General features: G+C 64.9%; 16 protein-coding genes and 3 pseudogenes. 16 read left to right on the top strand and 3 right to left on the bottom strand.

What is annotated here, in order from left to right; genetic code table 11:
- Positions 1-286: 286 nt before the first annotated feature.
- The 5 genes from OM960_RS22080 to OM960_RS22100 are packed head-to-tail and all read left to right on the top strand — an operon-like array spanning position 287 to position 7573.
- Entirely contained in the window at positions 287-1267 is a 981-nt protein-coding gene (locus tag OM960_RS22080; protein WP_263338038.1) for an ABC transporter permease, read from the top strand.
- Positions 1264-2175, top strand: a complete 912-nt coding sequence (locus tag OM960_RS22085; RefSeq protein ID WP_264773481.1) for an ABC transporter permease — start codon at positions 1264-1266, stop codon at positions 2173-2175. The genes OM960_RS22080 and OM960_RS22085 overlap by 4 nt, the downstream gene beginning before the upstream one ends.
- The gene (locus tag OM960_RS22090; protein WP_264773482.1) at positions 2168-3775 is read left to right on the top strand and encodes an ABC transporter ATP-binding protein; all 1608 of its coding nucleotides are present in this window, start codon (positions 2168-2170) and stop codon (positions 3773-3775) included. The genes OM960_RS22085 and OM960_RS22090 overlap by 8 nt, the downstream gene beginning before the upstream one ends.
- A gap of 58 nt (positions 3776-3833) precedes the next feature.
- Positions 3834-6278, top strand: a complete 2445-nt coding sequence (locus tag OM960_RS22095) for a GcvT family protein (RefSeq protein ID WP_264773483.1) — start codon at positions 3834-3836, stop codon at positions 6276-6278.
- Positions 6275-7573, top strand: a complete 1299-nt coding sequence (locus tag OM960_RS22100; protein ID WP_264773484.1) for an aminotransferase class V-fold PLP-dependent enzyme — start codon at positions 6275-6277, stop codon at positions 7571-7573. The genes OM960_RS22095 and OM960_RS22100 overlap by 4 nt, the downstream gene beginning before the upstream one ends.
- 477 nt (positions 7574-8050) lie before the next feature.
- Here the strand turns inward: OM960_RS22100 and OM960_RS22105 are convergent, their stop codons facing one another.
- The gene (locus OM960_RS22105) at positions 8051-8308 is read right to left on the bottom strand and encodes a hypothetical protein (protein ID WP_264773485.1); all 258 of its coding nucleotides are present in this window, start codon (positions 8306-8308) and stop codon (positions 8051-8053) included.
- 37 nt (positions 8309-8345) lie between these two features.
- On the bottom strand, positions 8346-9923 hold the full coding sequence (locus OM960_RS22110; protein WP_264773486.1) for a tetratricopeptide repeat protein: 1578 nt from the start codon (positions 9921-9923) through the stop codon (positions 8346-8348).
- 165 nt (positions 9924-10088) lie between these two features.
- On the opposite strand from OM960_RS22110, the pseudogene OM960_RS22115 reads away from it, so the two are divergent.
- From OM960_RS22115 to OM960_RS22155, 9 genes and pseudogenes are all read left to right on the top strand, one after another.
- Positions 10089-10360, top strand: a pseudogene (locus tag OM960_RS22115) (transposase family protein); the annotation flags it as partial.
- Between the two features lie 166 nt (positions 10361-10526).
- A pseudogene (locus OM960_RS22120) lies at positions 10527-12926 on the top strand (baseplate multidomain protein megatron); the annotation flags it as partial.
- 21 nt (positions 12927-12947) lie between these two features.
- Entirely contained in the window at positions 12948-13694 is a 747-nt protein-coding gene (locus tag OM960_RS22125) for a DUF2793 domain-containing protein (RefSeq protein WP_264773487.1), read from the top strand.
- Between the two features lie 66 nt (positions 13695-13760).
- On the top strand, positions 13761-14027 hold the full coding sequence (locus tag OM960_RS22130) for a spike base protein, RCAP_Rcc01079 family (protein ID WP_264773488.1): 267 nt from the start codon (positions 13761-13763) through the stop codon (positions 14025-14027).
- Positions 14028-14052: 25 nt separating this feature from the next.
- Positions 14053-14376: a hypothetical protein gene (locus OM960_RS22135; RefSeq protein WP_264773489.1), complete on the top strand. Its 324-nt coding sequence runs from the start codon at positions 14053-14055 to the stop codon at positions 14374-14376.
- A 13-nt stretch (positions 14377-14389) separates the two neighbouring features.
- Positions 14390-14698, top strand: a complete 309-nt coding sequence (locus OM960_RS22140; RefSeq protein WP_264773490.1) for a hypothetical protein — start codon at positions 14390-14392, stop codon at positions 14696-14698.
- A 76-nt stretch (positions 14699-14774) separates the two neighbouring features.
- Complete coding sequence (locus OM960_RS22145) at positions 14775-15449, top strand: YcbK family protein (protein ID WP_264773491.1); 675 nt, start codon at positions 14775-14777, stop codon at positions 15447-15449.
- 403 nt (positions 15450-15852) lie between these two features.
- Positions 15853-16437 carry a hypothetical protein gene (locus tag OM960_RS22150; protein ID WP_263340829.1) on the top strand — a complete coding sequence of 195 codons (585 nt, stop codon included), beginning with the start codon at positions 15853-15855 and terminating at the stop codon, positions 16435-16437.
- A 308-nt stretch (positions 16438-16745) separates the two neighbouring features.
- The gene (locus OM960_RS22155; protein ID WP_264773492.1) at positions 16746-17336 is read left to right on the top strand and encodes a hypothetical protein; all 591 of its coding nucleotides are present in this window, start codon (positions 16746-16748) and stop codon (positions 17334-17336) included.
- A gap of 3 nt (positions 17337-17339) precedes the next feature.
- Here OM960_RS22155 and OM960_RS22160 read toward each other — a convergent pair.
- Positions 17340-17477: pseudogene (locus OM960_RS22160) on the bottom strand (transposase); the annotation flags it as partial.
- 17 nt (positions 17478-17494) lie between these two features.
- On the opposite strand from OM960_RS22160, the gene OM960_RS22165 reads away from it, so the two are divergent.
- Entirely contained in the window at positions 17495-18169 is a 675-nt protein-coding gene (locus tag OM960_RS22165) for a hypothetical protein (protein WP_264773493.1), read from the top strand.
- A gap of 31 nt (positions 18170-18200) precedes the next feature.
- Positions 18201-19478, top strand: coding sequence for a DNA (cytosine-5-)-methyltransferase (dcm, locus tag OM960_RS22170; protein WP_264773494.1), 1278 nt, complete (start codon positions 18201-18203; stop codon positions 19476-19478).
- Positions 19479-19489 lie beyond the last annotated feature (11 nt).

Consider the following 19489-nt stretch of genomic DNA (forward strand, 5'->3'; position numbering starts at 1 on the left):
CTCCATCTGCTCGTCCGTCAGCCAGAAAAGATTGCTCATCATCAACCCCGTCAGTCTGGAGCCTTGAATCACCCGGCGGCGGCAGCTTCAAGCAGATCAATGGGTCCTGACCCTAGTCACGGGGGGCTTTGTCACAACAAAAATACTCGCGGTCTATGACCTCGTTTTTTTTGTTCGCGCACCCCGCCCGATCATGGAATGAGATCTACTCGCGCTCGGCATGTTGCCATCGGTCCTGTGACCGCATTCCGGCACTGTCGGCGCTTATGACTTCGAGGCAAGCGCCATGCATCCGGTTCTGAGAACGATCGTCAAACGGCTGGGCCTTGGCCTCGTGACGCTGTTCCTCGTCTCGATCATCATCTTCTCGGCGGTCGACATGCTGCCAGGCGATTTCGGCCAGGCCGTGCTTGGCCAGGCCGCGACCGAAGAGGCCGTCGCGGCATTCCGGCGCGAGCTCGGCCTCGATGAGCCGCTGGTCGTGCGCTATTTCGACTGGCTCGGCGCCCTGGTGCAGGGCGATCTCGGAACTTCGTTCTCGGGGCGCGCGTCCTCGGGCATCGACCGGTCTCGACCCGTCGCGGACCTTGTGGCACCGCGGCTCGCCAACACGCTGTTCCTGGCCGGGATGACCGCGCTGATCGCGGTGCCGCTGGCGCTGGCGCTCGGCATCACGTCGGCGCTATGGCGAAACTCCTGGTACGACCGGACCGCGAGCGCGGCGACGCTGACGACGATCTCGTTCCCCGAGTTCTTCGTCGCCTATATCCTGATCCTCCTGCTCGGAACGCTCTGGCCGATCTTTCCTTCGCTCGCCAATGTCCGGCCCGAGATGAGCTTCGGCGAACGGATCGGCGTCTCGGTCCTGCCGGCGCTGACGCTCACGCTCGTGATCGTCGCGCATATGATGCGGATGACGCGAGCCGCGATCCTGAACCTCATGGCCTCGCCCTATATCGAGATGGCGCGGCTGAAGGGCGAGAGCCCGCGCCGAGTGATCCTCTTGCACGCGCTGCCCAATGCCTGGGCGCCGATCGCCACGGTGATCGCGTTCAACCTCGCCTATCTCGTGGTCGGCGTCGTGGTGGTCGAGGTGGTCTTCGTCTACCCCGGCATCGGCCAGCTCACGGTCGATGCGGTGTCATCGCGCGACATCCCTGTAGTGCAGGCCTGCGCGCTGTTCTTCGCGGCCACCTACATCCTGCTCAACCTGATCGCAGACGTGATCGGCATCGTCACCAATCCCCGGCTTCTGCATCCGAAATGACCCAGAGCCAGCCAATCACCGCCGCCGCCTCTGGCCCTCGCAGCCGTCGCAGCCGGGCCGAGCGTCTCGGCCGGGCACTGAAGAAGGCGCCCGCATCGGCCCATCTCGGGCTCGTGATCATCGTCGCCTACCTGACCGTCGCCATCCTGGCCCCGGTGATCGCGCCGCATGGCGAGGCGCAGGTCTTCGCCCAGCCCTTCGCGCCGTGGAGCGCCGAGCACTGGCTCGGCACCGACCAGATCGGCCGGGACATCCTGTCCCGCCTGATCTACGGCGCGCGCAACACGATCGGCATCGCGCTCGCCACGACCTTCCTTGCCTTCCTGATCGGCGGCGGGCTCGGCCTCGCCGCCGCGATCGGACGGGGCTGGCTCGACCAGCTTCTCAGCCGTGCGGTCGATGTACTGATGGCTATCCCCAGCCTGATCTTCGCGCTGATGCTCCTGTCGATCTTCGGCGCCTCGTCGCTCAACCTGATCCTGATCATCGCGGTGATCGACAGCACGCGGGTGTTCCGGCTCACCCGCTCGGTCGCGGTCTCGGTGGCGGTGATGGATTACGTCGAGGCGGCGCGGCTTCGCGGCGAAGGGCTCGGCTGGGTCATGCGCCGCGAGATCCTGCCGAACATCCTGCCGCCCGTGGTGGCCGAATTCGGGCTCCGGTTCTGCTTCGTCTTCCTCACGATCGCGTCGCTGTCGTTCCTCGGCGTCGGCATCCAGCCGCCGAGCGCCGACTGGGGGTCGATGGTGCGCGAGACCGCCCAGTTGATCCAGTTCGCGCAATACGACCTCAAGGCGGCGCTGACCCCGCTGATCCCGGCCGCGGCGATCGCGCTCATCACCGTGGGCGTAAACTATGTCGTCGACTGGTTCCTTCACACCGCAAGCGGGCTGCGTGACGATGTCTGACACCGATATCCTCCTGAAGATCCGCAGCCTCGAAGTCGAGGGCCATTCCGAGAGCGGCTGGTCGCCGATCATCCGAGGCGTGGACCTCACGCTCCGGCGCGGGGAGGTGCTGGGACTGATCGGGGAATCCGGCGCGGGCAAGTCGACGCTCGGGCTCGCGGCGATGGGCTTTGCCCGCCCCGGCTGCCGGATCACCGCGGGCTCGGTCGAGTTCGACGGCATCGACCTCGTGCGCGCGAGCGAGCCCGAGAAGCGCCGGCTCTGGGGCACGCGTCTGACCTATGTCGCGCAATCCGCGGCAGCCTCCTTCAACCCGGCCCAGCGGCTGATCGACCAGACCATCGCCGCCAGCGTGCGCGAGGGGCTCAGGACCGGCGCGGATGCCGCCGCGGATGCCAGGGCGCTCTACGGCTCGCTGATGCTGCCCGAGCCCGCAACGATCGGCCGGCGATATCCGCACCAGGTTTCGGGCGGGCAGCTCCAGCGGGTGATGACGGCGATGGCGATCTCGCCCCGGCCGAACCTCGTCGTCTTCGACGAGCCGACCACCGCGCTTGACGTGACCACCCAGGTCGAGGTGCTTCTGGCGATGCGCAAGGCGGTGCGCGAGCATGGCGCGGCGGCGATCTACATCACCCACGACCTCGCGGTCGTGGCGCAGATGGCCGACCGGATCAAGGTGCTGCGCCACGGCGCCGAGGTCGAGGAGGCCCCGACCCGCGAGATGCTGGCGGCGCCGAAGGAGGACTATACGCGGTCGCTGTGGTCGGTGCGGCTCCTGAACAAGCCGGCGCGCGCGAGTGAGGACGCGGTGCTGACGGTCGAGGGGGTCGACGCCGCTTACGGGACCGCGACGGTGCTCGACGATGTTTCGATCCGGCTGCCGCGCGGACGCACCGTGGCGATCGTCGGCGAATCCGGTTCGGGCAAGTCGACCACGGCGCGGGTCGTCACCGGACTCCTGCCACCCCGGACGGGCGTCGTGCGCTTCAACGGCGCGGTGCTGCCCCCGGCCCTCGCGGCGCGTTCGAAGGACCAGTTGCGACGGATACAGATGATCTACCAGATGGCCGACACCGCGATGAATCCGCGCCAGACGGTAGAGGAAATCATCGGCCGTCCGCTCACCTTCTATCATGGACTCAGGGGGGCAGCGCTGGAGCGCCGGGTGGTCGATCTCCTCGACCAGATCGAGCTGCCGGCCCACTTCATCGACCGGCTTCCCTCAGAGCTTTCGGGCGGCCAGAAGCAGCGCATCTGCATCGCCCGCGCTCTCGCCGCCGAGCCCGATGTGATCATCTGCGACGAGGTTACCTCGGCGCTCGACCAGATCGTTCAGGAGAATATCCTCAAGCTCCTGATGCGGCTTCAGGAGGACCAGGGTCTGTCCTATCTCTTCATCACCCATGACATCGCCACCGTCGAGGCAATCGCCGACGAGATCGTGGTGATGCACAAGGGCCATGTCGTCGAACAGGGCGGCAAGGATCAGGTCCTCGCCCCGCCCCATCCCGACTACACAAGGTTGCTCCTGTCCTCCGTCCCCGAGATGGATCCCGACTGGCTTACCCGCATTTCCGAGGCCCGCGGTCTTGGCTGACACGCGAAACCCCGTTCAAATCGGCCGGCGCCCCGGCCAGCACGAAAGGCAGACACACATGCGCACCCATGCCCAGGCCGTCGTCATCGGAGGTGGCCTCGTCGGCTGCTCGATCCTCTACCATCTCGCCAGGAAGGGCTGGGCCGACGTGGTCCTTCTCGAACGCTCGGAGCTGACCTCGGGCTCGACCTGGCACGCGGCGGCGAACATCCACGGGCTGCATGACGTCACCAACATCTCGCGGCTCCAGCACTACACGATGAAGCTCTACAAGGAGCTCGAGGCCGAGACCGGACAGGGCTGCGGCATCTTCCAGCCGGGCTCGCTCTACCTCGCCCAGACCGAAGCGCGCGAGCATCAGCTGCGCATCCAGGCGGCGAAGGCGAAGCGCTACGGCATGAACTTCCACGAGGTGAGCCGCGACGAAGCCGAGCGGCTGCATCCGCTCGTCGATTTCGACGGCATCCGCTGCATCATGTACGAGCCCGACGGGGGCAACGTGGATCCCTCGGGCGTGACCCATGCCTATGCGACCGGCGCGCGGCAGATGGGCGCCGAGATCCACCGCTTCACTCCCGTCACCGGCACCGAAGCCCAACCCGACGGAACCTGGATCGTCCGTACCGGGAAGGGCGACATCGCGACGCCCTGGGTCATCAACGCCGCCGGTCTCTGGGCGCGCGAGGTCGGACGGATGGCCGGGCTGGAGCTGCCGCTCATCCCGACCGAGCACCAGTATTTCGTCACCGAGACGATCGCGGAGATCGCCGAGCTCGGCCGCCGCCTGCCCTCGGTCGCCGACCGCGACGGCGAATACTACCTGCGCCAGGAAGGCCTCGGCCTGCTCGTCGGCGCCTATGAGAAGAGAATGAAGTTCTGGGCCGAGGACGGCACGCCGCAGGGCTTCGGGCACGAGCTCTTCGCCGATGACCTCGAGCGGATCGAGCCGAACATGCTGCGCGCGATCGAGCGGGTTCCCGCCGTCGGCACGGCGGGCATCAAGCGCGTGATCAACGGCCCGATGATCTGGTCGCCGGATTCCTCGGCGCTCTTCGGTCCGGTGCCGGAGCTGACCGGCTATTTCTGCTGCAACGGCATCATCCCCGGCTTCTCGCAATCAGGCGGCCTCGGCAAGCTCGCCGCCGAGTGGATCGTCGAGGGCGAGCCGACGCTCGACATGTTCGGCTGGGACCTCGCCCGCTTCGGCCACTGGGCGGACAGGGCCTTCACCAGGGCGCGCGTCGAGGACCAGTACGCGAACCGCTTCAAGATCCATTTCCCGAACGAGGAGCGCGCGGCGGGCCGACCGGTCCGCACCCGCCCGGCCTATGGGATGCAAAAGGAGATGGGCGCGATCTTCGGGCTGAACTTCGGTTGGGAACATCCCCTGTGGTTCGCGGCCCAGGGCGAGCCGGATCACGAGACCTACGGCTTCACCCGCCAGAACTGGTGGGCGCCCGTGGGCCGCGAGGCGAGGATGCTGCGCGAGAGGGCGGGGATCATCGATATCTCGAACTTCGCCAAATACGAGGTCAAGGGCGCGGGCGCCGAGGACTGGCTGAACGCGCTCTTCGCCAACCGGATGCCGGTGAAGGTGGGCCGGTCCTGCCTCACGCCCCTGATCGGCAAGCGCGGCGGGATCGCGGGCGACTTCACCGTGACCCGGCTCGGGGCGGAGGAGTTCCTCGTCGTCGGCTCGGGTATGGCCGAGCGCTTCCACCAGCGCTTCTTCAGGGCCGTGCCCTTGCCCGAGGGCACGACCTTCGCATCCCGCACCGAGGCGATGTGCGGCTTCAATCTCGCCGGGCCGAGGGCGCGCGACATCCTCGCGCGGCTCACCGACGCGGATCTGTCGAACGAGGCCTTCCCGTTCATGGCGTCGGCGCGGATCACCGTCGCGGGCGTCGAGGTCATCGCGCTCCGCGTGAGCTTCACCGGCGATCTCGGCTGGGAACTGCACTGCGCGGAAGCCGACCAGGTCGCGCTCTACACCGTCCTTCTGGATGCGGGCCGCGACTTCGGCGCCGGCCCGGTCGGCAGCCGCGCGCTGATGAGCTTGCGCGTCGAGAAAGGCTACGGCTCCTGGGGCCGCGACTACAGCCCGGAATACTGGCCGCAGGAAAGCGGGCTCGACCGGCTGATCAAGGCCGACAAGGACTTCCTCAACAAATCCGCCTGGCAGAAGATCGCCGCCAATCCGCCACGCGAAGAGATGGTCATGCTCGAGATCGACGCCAGCCTCGCCGACGCCTCTGGAGGCGAGCCGGTCTTCCTCGCCGACGGCGCGCCCGCGGGCCAGGTCTCGTCGGGTGCCTACGGCTATTCGGTCGAGAAGTCGCTCGCCATCGCCTATCTCAAGGCCGGCATGGCCAAGCCCGGCGACACCGTCCATGTCGCCATCCTCGGCCAGAACCACATCGCGCGCATCCTCGCCCGCCCCCCCTTCGACCCAATTGGCGACCGCCTGCGCGGCGCCATCCCCGCCCTGGAGAGCGCCCAATGATCACCGACAAACCCGGACTGCTCGACGAAGTCCGCAGCCGCTTCGCCCATGTCGATGCCTGCCCGTTCGAGGGCCCGCGCGTCTTCTTCGAAAACGCCGGCGGGGCGCTGAGGCTCAAATCGGTGATCGAGACCTCGGCCGCCTATGCCGGTTACCCGGACAACCAGGGCCGCGACAACCCGGCCTCGAAGGCGCTGATGGCGGCGATCGACAAGGGGCGCGCCGACATGCGGCTGTTCCTGAACGCGTCGGGCGGGCAGATCTTCGTCGGCGAGAGCGGCACAGAGGTGCTGTTCCGACTGGTCCGCACCGCAGCGCTCGGCGCGGCCGAAGGCGGGGTGATGCTCGGCTCGACACTCGAGCATCCCGCCTCGCGCAGCGCGATGGCACGCTGGGCCGACGTGACGGGGTGGCCGCACCTTCTCGCCGTCCACGACGACGCCACGGGCACGGTGAGCCTGGAGGAATATCAGCGCCACATCACGACCGATGTCCGGGTCGCAACGATCGTCCAGACCTCTCCGGTGACCGGCATGTCGGTCGATGTGCCGGCGATCGCCGCGGCGATCCGCGAAAAGGCGCCCGAGGCGTTCATCATCGTCGACGGCATCCAGCACGCGAGCCATGGCCATATCGACTGCGCCGCCTACGGCGTCGACGGCTACGCGGTGTCGCCCTACAAGGTCTTCGCGCGCCACGGCTACGGCTTCGGCTGGGCCTCGGACCGGCTGACCGCCTGCAAGAAGGAGCAGGTCGTGGGCGGGCCGGCCCATGTCTGGGAACTCGGCACCCGCGACGCGGGGGCTTACGCGACCTTCTCCGACGTGGTCGACTATCTCGACTGGCTCGGCAGCCACTTCACCGACGCCACGGACCGTCGCGCGCGGGTCGAGGCGGCGGCGGCGGCGATCCATGACCACGAAGCCCGCCTCATGGGCGCGATGTTGCACGGCACCGGGAACCTGCGCGGCCTCGCCGAGATGCCCGGCGTGACGCTGATCGGCGGCGCGTCCACCGAGGCGCGCGAGGGTGTCGTGTCGCTCGTGCTCGATGGGGTCGAGTCGGGTGCGCTGGTGAACTTCCTGAGCGCCGAGGGGATCCGCGTCCATATTCGCAACGACGACCACTACTGCGGCAATATCCTGAAGCCGCTCGGGCTCAGGTCCTGCATCCGCGTCTCGGTCTGCCATTACAACAGCCTCGAGGAGGTCGCGCGCTTCCTCTCCGCGATAGAGGCCGCGACAGAAAACCGCGGCGCGGGAGCTTCCCAAATCGGACCACTCAGGTGGGGCTGATCAGCCAAATACCAAAGAGCGCCACTCGCTCCGGTGCACCTGCTGAGCGGGCAGCTTTGATTGAGCCGCACTTACCGGCCTTGCGCAGCATTTCTGCCACACACCTGAAGTCATCCCGTTTGCTTCCACGTTGCTTCCACAGCCGTGGCGTGAACGCGGAGAGCGCCCCTTGGGGCGCCTGCAAATGGTTGTATTTGTGTTATTTTTTTGGTTGCGGGGGCACGCAACCGCCGTTACTTGCCTGCACCGACGTGCCTTGTCTGAGGCCGGGGCTCTCATGCCTGCACCTATTGGGTGAACGACCCCACAGCGCCCTCGGATTCAGACCGCCGGCCTCGCAAAGCATCATCCCGATAGCGCCGAGGCCGATCATGCATTGCCTTTTGCCTCGGACCACTCGGGGGGCAGGCCACTCGATCTTCGTCTGTCAGTTGCACCGAACATTACCGACCACGCCGACCGACATTCCGGTTGACGTCACGGTGCAGTTCGTCGGCCGGGGTCCAGCATCCGCAAGACTCGCCCCTGCCGAGGAGAAAGCTGCCGACATGGATTGACGGGCGCCGTCTCGGATGTGGTCATCGATGCGAGAATGCAGGATTGCATTGCCTCGCTTCCGGGGGGGTAACCAATCGCCTCGTACTTGGCCGTGAAATGCGCGACCTTGGTGTCGATCGAGGCGGAGTTGTGCCAGGCCGGACCTTCGATGGCGCCTAGAGTGATCGTGCCGTCCACGTTCGTCGCGCAGGCCGAGAGTATCAGGAAAGTCCACTCACTTCATGTTCTGCAGGGCATCGAAGGCGGCATCGGCGCTGTTCTGAAGCGCACGCCCCATCGCGTCGATCTGATCTCTCCGTTGCCGGATGACATTGCGCGTCCCCACGGCCCTCTGATCTCTTCTCATGTCGGCAAGCCAGGACCGAGCCGACCGCACCACCTCGGGATCGGATGACTCTAGCGCCCGCCACAGCAAGCTCTGGGCCTCGTAATAGTCGGACGTTGCCACATCGACCTCGCCGTCATAGATCACGCGAGCGAGGCTGATGAGGGCCCAATCACTGCCTGCTGAGATACTCCGCTCTAGATAAGAGATCGACGCATTCTCGTCCTTGGGGACTCCAGCAAGGCCAGTGCCATACCACCATCCAAGCATATTCAACGCCGGCGCGTGTTCTTGTGCGCTTGCTTTCTCCATCCAGTACAAAGCCTTTTTGAAGTCGATGTCCACGGCTTTGCCAGTCGCATAAAGAACAGCAAGATCATACTGCCTGTCGGCATCTCCGCTCTCAGCCTGCCGAACCATCTCTTCAATCTGTCTATGGACAGGTGACCGTTGTTCGACTTTTTGCTGTGCTGCTTTGACGCCCAGTTCCGCAGCAAGCGCGTAGAGGCGATCAGCCTCCTCAATGTAGCGGTCGACGCCTCGACGTCCGTGTTCGAATATCCTCGCCAGTTCAAGGAGTGCGCCGCCATGGCTATCGCGCGCTGCAGCTGTGTAATGTGTTATGGCATTTCTTGGCTGGCCTTGCCTCATCCAGAAGCTTGCGATTTCAAACTGGGTTTCAGGATCTCCCGCTCTCACATTAGCTCGACTGAAGTCCAGGCGAAGGTCGAAGGGTCTTTCCTCGCCATCCAGGATGGTCCCAGGCTTCAGCCTGCATTGCTCATCCAGCGGAAGGGATACCTTCGGTCGCTGCTCCAGAGGCACCGTGAAGTCTTTCCAGCCGACCATTCCGTCGCCTTCGAAAACAAGGCTTATGCTTTTTTCATTACACTGGGGAATTTCGCGTTTGTACGCGGACTCGAACGCATGAATATCGGTCGGAGGGTTGAGCGGATCGAAATTACTGTATCTTTCTGGCCTATCCGCGGGCCATTTGATCTCGCAGCAATCCAAGCGATCGTCGTTCACTCTGCACTCGAGGACGGTTTCTCGGATCGTGTAGAATTCCACTGCATCAAGCAGCGAGCACCCTTGCGCGTTTTTTGCAACATTGGCGTTTGGCTGTTTGAAAACCCAGTCTTCGGCTGGCACTCCGCCAGTACGTCGGCCCACCAGGGGTTTGCATTCCTCCGATACTTCGAATTGCAGTTGGCCCTGTTCATGCGATTTGATCCAAACCCCGCGGATACTGCCGTCCCGCAAGAAATTGATGTAAAGTTTATGGTTGCAAGCCTCCGTTCCAAAGCAGCATTCAGCATACAAGGGGCCCGGCGCCTTGCACTGGACCTCCCCCATATTGGTCCGGTGGGTCCCGACAAATGCGTTTGAATAGCAAGCGGCATTCAACTCTTGGGCCTGCGCAATCGAGAAACCCAAGGCCACCGGCACGAAAACGAGCCGAACCATCTGGCAGTCCTCCAAATGCTATTATAGCGCAGACAGGTTATCTAATAAAGGAACGCCTGAATAACCGTAAGCGTCCGGTGTGACCGCCCTGCCGCGGGGTGAGAGAGCGGGATAGCGTCCACCATCGATAGTGGACACTATGGTGCGGGCGTGGCGCGGCGGACTAAGACGCTCTACAACCGCTGGAAGCGGTGGGGTGACATGGGTGTCTTCGCCCGGATGATGGAGGGGCTGGCCTCCAAAGGTGCCGAGCAGAAGACCATCATGATCGACGCGACCTATCTGAAAGCGCACCGCACGGCCTCGAGCCTGCGGGCGAAAAAAGGGGATGCGGGCGTCTGATTGGGCGCACGAAGGGCGGACTGAACACCAAGCTGCATGCGGTCACGGACGCGAAGGGCCGCCCTCTGCGGTTCTTCATGACAGCGGGCCAGGTCAGATGGGATGGTTGCCGCCCTCCCCGGACGGCATCGCAATGTGCCAGGATCGTGGTGTTCAACGCCACGCAAGGGAGAGGACGGCGAAATGAAGGTGATCCTCCCCCAATGAAGTGGTCCGCCGTTATGTTAAGGAAAACGGAGGATCAGAATGGCTACGAAGCGGCACAAGCCGGGCGACGGCTCAGGAGACGTGTATTTCCACCTCGACTCGCTCTGGTCGGACGCCAGCATCGACTTCATCGGCATCGACAACTACATGCCGCTCTCCGACTGGCGCGATGGCTTCGACCATGCCGATGCCCTGCAGGGCTGGCCCGCCATCCATGATCGCGCCTACCTGCAGGCCAACATCGCGGGCGGCGAAGGCTTCGACTGGTTCTACGCCAGCGCGGCCGACCGATCCGCGCAGATCCGCACCCCGATCACCGACGGAAGTGCGGGCAAGCCCTGGGTCTTCCGCTACAAGGATCTCCGCGCCTGGTGGTCGAATCCGCATTACAACCGTCCGGGCGGGATCGAGAGCGCCACGCCCACGTCATGGGTGCCGCAGTCGAAGCCGGTCTGGTTCACCGAATTGGGGTGCCCGGCCATCGACCGGGGCACGAACCAGCCGAACGTCTTCTTCGACCCGAAGTCCTCGGAGAGCTTCACCCCGTACTTCTCCCGCGGCGGGCGCGACGACGCGATCCAGCGCGCCTATCTCGAGGCCAGTCATCTCTGGTGGGATCAGGGCGCGAACAATCCAACGTCCTCCGTTTATGGCAGCCGGATGGTGCACGTTCCCGAATGCGCCGCCTGGACCTGGGACGCGCGGTCCTATCCGTTCTTCCCCGAACTCACCGGCGTCTGGACCGACGGCCCGAACTGGCGGCTCGGCCACTGGCTGACGGGACGGCTGGGCGCGGTGTCGCTGGCCGGCCTCGTACGCCACCTCTGCCTGCGCGCCGGGCTATCTGAGGCGCTGATCGACGTCTCCGGTCTCTGGGGCGCGGTGGAGGGCTATGTCATCGGCGCCCTTGAAAGCCCGCGCGCGTCGATTTCCACGCTGGCGCGGCACTTCGGTTTCGATGCCATCGAGACCGAGGGCGTGATCCGCTTCGTCATGCGCGGCCGGGCCTCGGTTGCGACGCTGGCCATCGACGATCTGGTGGCCGCCCGCGAGGGCGAGGCCTTCGAACTCAGCCGCGGCCAGGAGACCGAACTGCCGCAGGCGCTGAAATGGCAGGTCGCCCGGGCCGACGAGGACTATGACGCGGCCCTCGTCGAGGCCCGCCGCATCACCGTCGATACCACCCGCATCGCCTCGGAAAGCTTCCCGATGGCGATTCCGCCCGAGGAGGCGGAACGCCGCTGTCGCCGCGCGCTGATGGAGGCCTGGATCGGCCGGGAAAGCGCCACCTTCCGCCTGCCGCCGTCACGGCTTGCCCTCGATCCGGCCGACGTGATCCGGCTCGCCCATGACGGCCGTGAGGTGGAATTCCGCCTCGTCTCCGTCGCCGATGCCGAGGCGCGGGGGATTGAGGCCGTCCGCCAGGACCGGGCCGCGTACGACCTGCCACCCGGCGATCCCCGGCCCGCGAGCCTCGCGAGCCCCGTCGTGTTCGGCACGCCGGAGGTGGTGATGCTGGATCTGCCGCAGATCAGCGAGGACCAGCCCGCGCATCGCCCGCTGATCGCCGCCCATTCCAGCCCCTGGCCGGGCGAGATCGCGGTCTTTCGCAGCGCATAGACAGACGGGTTTGATCTGCTGACGACCTTCGGCAGTCGGGCGCGGATCGGCACGCTGGCCTTCGACTTCCACCCCGGGCCGACCTCGCGCTTCGATCTCGGCAATGCGCTGGTCGTCGACCTGCATTCGGGGACGCTGGAAAGCGTGACCGACGTTGCCCTCTTCGGCGGCGCCAATGCGCTGGCGGTCGAGACGGCAGCAGGTATCTGGGAGATCGTCCAGGCAGGCCAGGCCGAACTGATCGCCCCCGGCCGATATAGGCTGACCCGCCTCCTGCGCGGCCAGCGGGGGACGGAACAGGCGATGGGCAATCCCACCCCGGCAGGGGCAAGGGTGGTGGTACTGGATACTGCCCTTGCTCCGCTGCCCATCGCCGAGGCCGACCTCGGGCGCCCATGGAACTGGCGGGTGGGCCCGGCCGTGCGGGCGGTCAGCGACGACAGCTACGCGGGCTTCGGCTTCACGCCGACCGGTCGCGGCCTTGTCCCGTTCGCCCCGGTTCATGTCGAACAGCCGTGGCGAACGGCGCGCAGCCCCGGCGATCTGACGATCCGCTGGACGCGGCGATCCCGCGCGCTGGTCGCCGATGCCTGGGAGCAGGTCGAGGTGCCGCTTGATGAAAAGAACGAGGCCTACGAGGTCGAGATCCGCCACGGCGCAACCGTCAAGCGCACGCTGACCAGCAACACGACCTCGGCCCTCTACACCGCCGCTGAGCAGAGTGCCGACTGGGGCGCCCCGCTCGGGCCCGGCCAGACGCTGGTGATCCGCGTCTCCCAGCTTTCGAACCGCCTCGGCCGCGGCACCCCCGCCGCGGTCACGCTCCAGTTCTGATCCTTTCTACCAGGAATCCCCATGTCCGACACCACGACCCATCTCTGCCTGCCCTATCTTCTGGCGGCGCAGGCCCAGAAGCATGTCACCCACAACGAGGCACTGCGCCTGCTCGATGCGATGGTGCAGCTCTCGGTTCTTGACCGCACGCGCCCCGCGCCGCCCGCGAGCCCCGCCGATGGCGACCGGCATCTCGTGGCCCCGGGCGCCACCGGTCTCTGGGCAGGCTGGGATCTGAACGTGGCCTTCCGGGTCGACGGCGCCTGGATGCGGCTGGTGCCGCGTACCGGCTGGCTCGCCTGGATCGCGGCGGAACAGGCCTTCGCCGTCTGGAACGGCAGCGCCTGGACGACGTTCGCCGACGCCTTCGGATGGATTGCACAGGGCCCGAGCGTGACGGTGGCGCGTGGCCCTGGTGGGGCTTCAACCGGCCTGGCCGTGCAGGCGGATCTGCTGTCCCCGCTGTCCGGGCCGTCGCACGGGTCGACCATGGTCATTCCGGATCGGGCGATCGTGCTTGGCGTCTCGACCCGGACGGTCGAAGCGATCACCGGCGCGACGTCATTCGATTGCGGCATTCCGGGCGAGCCCGGGAAGTTCGGCGGAAGCCTCGGCACCGCGCCGGGCAGCAGCAATATCGGGGTGATCGGTCCGCAGGCCTTCTATGCCGACACCCCGATCCGGCTCACCGCGAATGGTGCCGATTTCACCGGCGGCGCCGTGCGCATCGCGGTCCATACCCTCACATTCGAAAGCCCCGGGGCGTGATGCGGTGCCGCCGCACCGCGGCCCCAGGCGTCGCCATTGGCGCAACCCCAGGAAGGAGACGGCGGAATGCCGGCCATCGACGAAAACCAGTATACGCCACCCCTCAGAAGCGATCCGGCATCGAATGCCGGTGCGATCACGCCAAGCGACGGCGAGGACCTCGCCTATGCGACGCGGGGCCTCATGGCCGACGGTGCAGGCACGATCCGCGTGCTGATGTTGGGCGGCCAGACCGTTACCTTCACGGCGTTGGCCAGCACGGTCTATCCGTTTCGCGTGACGCAAGTGTTTGCCACCGGGACCACCGCGACCGGCGTTCTCGGGCTGTGGTGACATGAAGATGCGCAGTCCCCAGAGGATGGCCGTCTCGGTCAACACATGGCTCTTGCATGTCAGTTCCGGCCTCTCGATGCGCCAGATCGCCCGATTGCAGGGGGTGGCGCCCTCCACGGTCATGCGCCGCATACGCTGGTGCGAGGATCTGACCGATGACCCCGTCCGCGGGCCGCGCCTGGAGTGTCTGGCCGAGAAAGCCCGCAGCCATGAGACGCTTGTGAGGGCGCTCATTCTTTTTGCCGAGATCATCGCGCCGCAGCGGCACTCGGCCAGCCAGAAGCCGAAGACGGGGCGCGATCGGCTCAATGATCGCCTCCCGGCAGCAGCCCTTCACCCCGACCGATGACGGAAATCCCAGCATGACCGACAAGCCGACGCTACTCGACAGTGTGGCGCAATCGTTTCGCGACCATGGTCTGACCGCAGCCATCACCGCCCTGATGGGCGGCAGCCTCGCCATTGCCGCCACCGTGACCCGCAAGGCCTTCACGAACGAGGCCATGCTCGAGCGCCTCGACCGGGAACTGGCCGCCGAACGCGAGCGCGTCGATCGCCAGCGCGCCGAGGATCGCAAGACCGACGCCGACCGGCTGGAACGCATCGAAACCGATATCCGCGCCATGCGCGATCTGATGTTCGAGGCGTTCCAGCGCAGCCGCGCCGACTGAACGACGACCATCACCCTGACATTGAAGCCACCACCCGACCCGCCTCAGAGGCGGGTTCTTCATTTGGAGGACCCCCATGCCGACGCTGACCTACGCCCACTACCGCGATGTGCCGGAGGCCACCTGGCGCTGGCCCAGCTTTTCGCCTGCCGAGATCGCCTGCCGCGGCACCGGTGCAGTCAGGATCAACACCGAAGCGCTGGACAGGTTGCAGTCCCTGCGCAACCGGCTTGGCAAGCCGCTGATCGTCCGCTCCGCCTACCGCAGCCCCGAGCACAACCGCGCCGTCGGCGGAGCGCCGGCCTCGAAGCACATGGCCGGCACCGCCTTCGACATCGCCATGGCCAACCACGATCCGGTGGCCTTCGAGGCCGCCGCCCGGGCCGTCGGCTTCCTCGGCTTCGGCACCTATCCCCGCTCGGGCTTCATGCACATCGACCTCGGCCCCGCGCGGTCCTGGGGCGAGCCCTTCCCGACCCCCCCTATCCCCTTCGCCGTGGAAGTGCCGCCCGCGCGGGAAGTCCTGGGTGAAAGCCGCACCCTGCGCGGGGGTGGCGCCGCAGGAGCCGCGACGGTGGGTGCGGTCGGGGTCGAGGTGCTGCAGGACGTACTGGCCGAAACGCAGTCCAGCATCCAGCCGCTCGTGCCCTATCTCGACACGCTGCGTTGGGTGCTGATCGCCATCGCCCTGACCGGCATCGCGGTCACCATCCATGCGAGGCTCGACGACTGGAAACGGGGCCAGCGGTGATTGGTTGGCTCCTCACCCACGGCCCGGCGCGCAAGGCGCTGGGCCTGATCCTCGCCGCCGCAACGATCCTGCTGTTCCTTCTGAACTTGCGTCGCGCAGGCGAGCGCACCGGGCGCTTGCCGCCGATTGAAAATGCTTCAATGACCCGTTGCCGTAAGCTTCTTATTCAATCCGGCGGCCGGTGTAGCGCCGCGAGGCGCGTCTACCAGACTGTACCCGCGAGGCGATATTCTGACCGGGTGGGCCGTCGCGCCGGTCCAGCATGACCGATGCTCATTCGTTCGTTTACGATTCAAGGCCAGAAAAGCACCGCTCGCATCTGGCGACGTTGGCGCTCGCGTTCCGCAAATCCCCTTTTGCGTGTATAATCTCCTTCCTACAATCACTTGGAGGGAGGCGAACAATGGATAAGAAGAAGTCGCTTGAGCAAGATCTAGAACGGCATCCCGTCATTGCGGCACTTGAAGATGCAGGCAAGGAGGCCACCCTATTCATCGGATATCTTGGTACCGCATCCGAAGACGGTTTGGTCAGACTGTACCCACACCTTGATGTCGCGACGTATGTGGAGTTTGCCAAAGAGGATGTAATCCACGTCGGAGTGGACCCGGATGGCGAGCCGGCGTTGAAACTCATCTACGTGATCCGTAGCGCGAAGGTCGTAGAAACAAGGCGGAACGCGACGGACGCTCAACACAGCCGATTTTCCTATGATATCAAGAGTTCAGTCCCGAAGATCGAAGTCGGCCCGTTCAGTTTTCGGGACTTCACCAAGGTAAATGCGCTGTTCCCTTGGTCGACGTGTGAAGCTGGGTGCGAGTCGTCGTATCGAGAAGCGATCCAAAGTGGCGTTCCACAGCCCTTGGCTGAAACAGGGCTTCACGCCTGCTTGTCGGAATGCCCGAAGAATCCCTTCTATAAATCGTCGGAAATCGCGAGCAGAATTGTTTACAATACGCCCCCGAAATATCCTGGCGGGGGCGGTTGAGCGCATCAAGATAGTAACGATTGGGTCATCTCACGCGGTTCTTCCTTCGCCGTCCGCCTGAGAAGCAAGACCGCCTAGCGGCAGAGGTGCATCGTCGCTGAAGCGGAGCCATGCCTTGCTTATATAAGATTTGACGCAAGATCGTTAGCGGCCGGACGAAGGGGGTACATCATCGCCGGATCGCTCGGCCATAAGAGTCGCCAGTCCACAGCGGTTTATGCCCGGCCCAATCTGGACCCTGTTCGGGAATCGGTGAACAAGACCACCGAGGCGATGCTGGGTTATGAGGCGTGAGCGAGGCAGGAACGATGGACATAGAGACGATTACGCCGGGCTGGGTAGACGCCGTCGACGTTGAGGCTGACGATCTGGTCACTCCCGACTTACACGAGTCCTTCGCGTCTATCGCCGGGCTACCAAAAGACGACGCCACAAAGGTCGCCCTTGTCGGCGCCTTGGACGCCTTCAGATCGGGATACTTCGACCTCGACGCCCTCAGATCAGAGAGCGACGACAACAAGGCACTGGAAGCGGCGGCGGATAGCGCAGGCGCGCTCTATGACGCTCTGCTGGCGCTCTTGGAGTATCCCGGCGTTGAAGGCAGGCTGGAGCAGACAATCCAGGACTTTCCGCGCTTTTACGAGTTTGAGGACGGAAGAACCCTCAAAGATCTGATCGGCACGCGCCAGAACATCTTCATGGTCTATCGCGAGCTTCTGGTCGATCTCCAAGCGTGTCTGGAAATGACCAGCAACCGCAAGCCCATGCGGAAGGTGTTGGAAGGCCTTGACGGGGAAGAGCCGATCAAACTTGAAACCGATGAAGGATTTTCAGAGCGCATGCGGGAATGGCGTGCAAGAAGCAAGGCCAGAGCCCTTCCTAGGCTCCAGACTCATTGATCGTCAAAGCCAGAACAGGACGGTTGCGGCGAGTGCGACGGCGGAAAGGAAGGTCTTGGCGCATCTGTCGTAACGGGTTGCGACCCTGCGCCAGTCTTTCAGCCGACCGAACATGATCTCGATCCGGTTGCGGCGGCGGTACCCGAGGATTTGCAGCCATGAGTTTCCAGAGACGGATCAGCCGCCAGGGCGGCACCAGGGTCAAACGCGCGCTGGGCGTGCAGGCGGCGCTGGAATGGGCGTTCCGGGTCGAGAAAGCCCAGCTGGAACTCCCCCTTCCCGAGGACGTCGCCGAGGAAGGCTTCGGCTTCGGCCTCGAATACGTCCTGCTGCAGCGTGCAGCACTTGGCTGCAAGATCGATGGCGGCCAGTACAAGATCGGCGGCTACACCCACGAGGACGCCGAAGTGATCGCCGCCACCGTCGCCGGCATACCCGACAGCCTCGGCGGCAAGCGCATGGCGATCCGCGTGGCGGAACTGGCCCGCGCCGGGCTCACCCCCGACTGGATGCCCGGCGCCGTGCCCCGCTGCATTCCGGTGGAAGTGAAGCGCAACCAGCATGGCGAACGAGCCACGACCATCGTCGTCAGCACCGACCGGGTGCTGAGCCGCGGCAAGTGGCGCACGGTCGAAGTCCTGGCCTGCCCGGTCACCTTCTCACCGCACCTGCAGCAGATCGAAGCGGCACGTCGCGCCTATGACGACTGGTGGCAGGCGCTGGATTGGATCCGCGACGGGCTGGTCGCAGGCGCACAGCTGCGGGATCTTGAGGTGATGGCGGTAATGCCGAAGGTGCGGCCGTGGGTCGCTCGCGCATCAATCACTTCGTAGGGTTTTCATTATGTTCTTGCGAAACGGAACAATGACCACCATGGTGTCAGAAAAATTCCCAGAGGCGAGAGCAGACATGACAGAGTTTGAAGAACTGCTGATGAAGGCAGGTTACACGGTGCCGGAAGCAGCCAAGGCGCTCGGCTACTCTGAAGGCCATATCTACCGGTTCAGGCGGGGGGAAGAAGAACCACGCGAGAGCGTGCTCGAACTCCTCCGGATGAAGATTGCGGCACGGGTGAGCGACAGTTCCGAGCCGCCGTCGTTCTCGTTCATCGATCTCTTTGCCGGAATCGGCGGCCTGCGGAAGGCAATGGAAACGGCTGGCGGGCGCTGCGTGTTCACCTCCGAATGGGACCGTTTCGCACAGCAGACCTACCTCGCCAACTTTCCCGACAACCGCCCGATCGCCGGCGACATCCGCGCGGTCGACCCGGATGACATCCCGTCGCATGACGTCCTGGTGGCGGGCTTCCCCTGTCAGCCCTTCTCGATCGCGGGAGTATCAAAGAAGAACGCGCTGGGCAGGCTGCATGGGTTCCAGGATGAAACTCAGGGCACCCTGTTTTTCGATGTGCTCCGCGTTCTCAAGACCCATCGCCCCGCTGCCTTCCTGCTGGAGAACGTCAAGAATCTGAAGAGCCATGACAAGGGGCGGACCTTCGAAGTGATTCAGCGCAAGCTGACCTCCGAGCTCGGTTACACCCTGCACACGATGATCATCGATGCGGCGCATTTCGTGCCCCAGCACCGGGAACGCATTGTGATGGTCGGCTTCCGCGAGCATACGGGGTTCTCATGGAGTGACCTCTGTGTGCCGACCCGCGGCCATCGCCGCATGAGGGACATCCTGCACCCGGAGGACGGTACGGAGGAGGCGGAGGGACATTTCACTCTTGGTCCGGACGCAAAAGTTAACGACAAGTACACGCTCACGGACAAGCTCTGGGAATACCTCGTGAATTATGCCGCGAAGCATAAGGCGAAAGGCAACGGCTTCGGTTACGGGCTGGTTGAAGGCGACAGCATCGCCCGCACCCTTTCAGCCCGGTATTTCAAGGACGGCTCCGAAATCCTTGTAAGCCGGGGGGCGATGAAGAACCCGCGGCGCCTGACGCCGCGGGAATGCGCGCGCCTCATGGGTTACGACGACGATTTCCGGATCCCGGTTTCCGACACCCAGGCCTACAAGCAGTTCGGAAACTCTGTCGCTGTTCCGGTATTTTCAGAGGTCGCGCGGATCATGCGGCCGCACATCGAAACGGTGATGAACAGATCGGGGTCGGAGGTTGTGCGCCGATTTGGCTGATGTCCACGATC

It is taken from the genome of Defluviimonas salinarum (assembly GCF_026013545.1).
GTDB classification, from domain to species: Bacteria; Pseudomonadota; Alphaproteobacteria; order Rhodobacterales; family Rhodobacteraceae; genus Albidovulum; species Albidovulum salinarum.

Bases quoted from the DNA above. Each gene is read 5' to 3' on its own strand.
- OM960_RS22080 (WP_263338038.1), top strand. From the start codon at position 287: ATGCATCCGGTTCTGAGAACGATCGTCAAACGGCTGGGCCTTGGCCTC.
- OM960_RS22085 (WP_264773481.1), top strand. From the start codon at position 1,264: ATGACCCAGAGCCAGCCAATCACCGCCGCCGCCTCTGGCCCTCGCAGC.
- OM960_RS22090 (WP_264773482.1), top strand. From the start codon at position 2,168: ATGTCTGACACCGATATCCTCCTGAAGATCCGCAGCCTCGAAGTCGAG.
- OM960_RS22095 (WP_264773483.1), top strand. From the start codon at position 3,834: ATGCGCACCCATGCCCAGGCCGTCGTCATCGGAGGTGGCCTCGTCGGC.
- OM960_RS22100 (WP_264773484.1), top strand. From the start codon at position 6,275: ATGATCACCGACAAACCCGGACTGCTCGACGAAGTCCGCAGCCGCTTC.
- OM960_RS22110 (WP_264773486.1), bottom strand. From the start codon at position 9,923: ATGGTTCGGCTCGTTTTCGTGCCGGTGGCCTTGGGTTTCTCGATTGCG.
- OM960_RS22125 (WP_264773487.1), top strand. From the start codon at position 12,948: ATGTCCGACACCACGACCCATCTCTGCCTGCCCTATCTTCTGGCGGCG.
- OM960_RS22130 (WP_264773488.1), top strand. From the start codon at position 13,761: ATGCCGGCCATCGACGAAAACCAGTATACGCCACCCCTCAGAAGCGAT.
- OM960_RS22135 (WP_264773489.1), top strand. From the start codon at position 14,053: ATGGCCGTCTCGGTCAACACATGGCTCTTGCATGTCAGTTCCGGCCTC.
- OM960_RS22140 (WP_264773490.1), top strand. From the start codon at position 14,390: ATGACCGACAAGCCGACGCTACTCGACAGTGTGGCGCAATCGTTTCGC.
- OM960_RS22145 (WP_264773491.1), top strand. From the start codon at position 14,775: ATGCCGACGCTGACCTACGCCCACTACCGCGATGTGCCGGAGGCCACC.
- OM960_RS22150 (WP_263340829.1), top strand. From the start codon at position 15,853: ATGGATAAGAAGAAGTCGCTTGAGCAAGATCTAGAACGGCATCCCGTC.
- OM960_RS22155 (WP_264773492.1), top strand. From the start codon at position 16,746: ATGGACATAGAGACGATTACGCCGGGCTGGGTAGACGCCGTCGACGTT.
- OM960_RS22165 (WP_264773493.1), top strand. From the start codon at position 17,495: ATGAGTTTCCAGAGACGGATCAGCCGCCAGGGCGGCACCAGGGTCAAA.
- dcm (WP_264773494.1), top strand. From the start codon at position 18,201: ATGACCACCATGGTGTCAGAAAAATTCCCAGAGGCGAGAGCAGACATG.